This window comes from Streptomyces sp. NPDC097981, from assembly GCF_040302565.1.
Classification (GTDB): Bacteria; Actinomycetota; Actinomycetes; order Streptomycetales; family Streptomycetaceae; genus Streptomyces.
Genome location: NZ_JBEORW010000197.1, coordinates 1 through 1,122, shown reverse-complemented (window position 1 = coordinate 1,122; position 1,122 = coordinate 1). Strand labels below are relative to the sequence as shown.

The following is a 1,122-nucleotide window of genomic DNA, read 5'->3' as shown; positions in this document are numbered from 1 at the left end:
GAGTACGGCGGCCCCCGCCCGGTGGCCGGTCTGCTTCGTCGCGTTCGACGTCTGCTCATCGACGCTGTGTGTCCGGCGGGGGCTCGCTGCGCGCTCACCACGGCACTGCTTGCCGTGGTCACCAGCCGCACCTGTGGGTTCCCACCCGACCAGGCTGTCCAGCCTCGCCGACGAAGAGGGGTCCGTAAAGTCAACGGCTCTGTCCCGTAATCGAGGCAGTGGCGGGTGACGGTCAGTGCAGGAGGATGCGGTGCCGGAGGAGGTCGAAGCCCGCGCGGCCGTGCATCTGTCTCATGATCCGTTGGATGCAGGTGTTGACACCTTTGGTCCGGCCGTTGTGGTGCGGGAGGATGAGGCCGGCTTCGACGGCTGCACGGTCGAGTCCGAGGCCGGTGAGTTTCTTGTCGTTGCCTGGCCGCCGGACCGGAAGCTCACCAGGGCGACGTCAGTATCTCCATGGGCATCGGCGCTCTTCCCGGCCCGGAACGGATCACCGTCACCGTCGTCGGCCGACGCTGGCACGCTCTCCACGTCGACGTCGGCAACCCGCACGCCGTGGTCTTCGTGGACGACCTGCGCCATGCTGGCACGCTCGCCACCGCCCGGCCGTTGTCCCGGCGAGCGCCCTTCCGCACGGGGTGACCGTCGAGTTCGTCCGCGACCTCGGCTCCCGTCACCTGGTGCTTCGCGTCCACGGACGCGATGTCGGTGAAACCCCGTCCTGCGGCACGGGCGGTTGTGCCGCGGTCGCCGCTGCCATCCACCGCGGGCACCGTCCCAGCGGGCCAGCCCGCTACGCCGTCGACGCCCCCGGAGGCCGCCTCCTGGTCGACTTCGCCGACGATGGGGCCATGCCCCTGACCGGCCCCGCCTACCTCACCGCGCAGGGAACCGTCCGCTTCTACACCTCCTGGCCGACGGCCGACGCAACGGGCGAACGGGACCTGCAGCGGCCCGCCTACGGCGCTTCCACACCGGCCCTACTGGCGTGGGAAGCCACGGCCTGGCCTGCCTTGCCGGCAGCGAACAGCTCGACGGCCCGATCGTGCTGGTCTGGGACAACCTGAACACCCATCTGGCAGCCGGGATGAAGGAGTTCATCGCCGCCCAGGACTGGTTGAC

2 protein-coding genes and 1 pseudogene are annotated in these 1,122 nt (G+C 70.1%); 2 read left to right on the top strand and 1 reads right to left on the bottom strand.

Translation table 11 applies throughout. The annotated features are described in order from the left end of the window. Positions 1-232: 232 nt before the first annotated feature. A pseudogene (locus ABTY04_RS41035) lies at positions 233-391 on the bottom strand (ISL3 family transposase); the annotation flags it as partial. A 65-nt stretch (positions 392-456) separates the two neighbouring features. Between ABTY04_RS41035 and ABTY04_RS41030 the strand changes: the two are divergent. Continuing rightward, complete coding sequence (locus ABTY04_RS41030; RefSeq protein WP_352218527.1) at positions 457-642, top strand: hypothetical protein; 186 nt, start codon at positions 457-459, stop codon at positions 640-642. Next, the gene (locus ABTY04_RS41025) at positions 639-1,067 is read left to right on the top strand and encodes a diaminopimelate epimerase (RefSeq protein ID WP_352218526.1); all 429 of its coding nucleotides are present in this window, start codon (positions 639-641) and stop codon (positions 1,065-1,067) included. Before ABTY04_RS41030 ends, ABTY04_RS41025 begins: the two co-directional genes overlap by 4 nt. Positions 1,068-1,122: the final 55 nt, after the last annotated feature.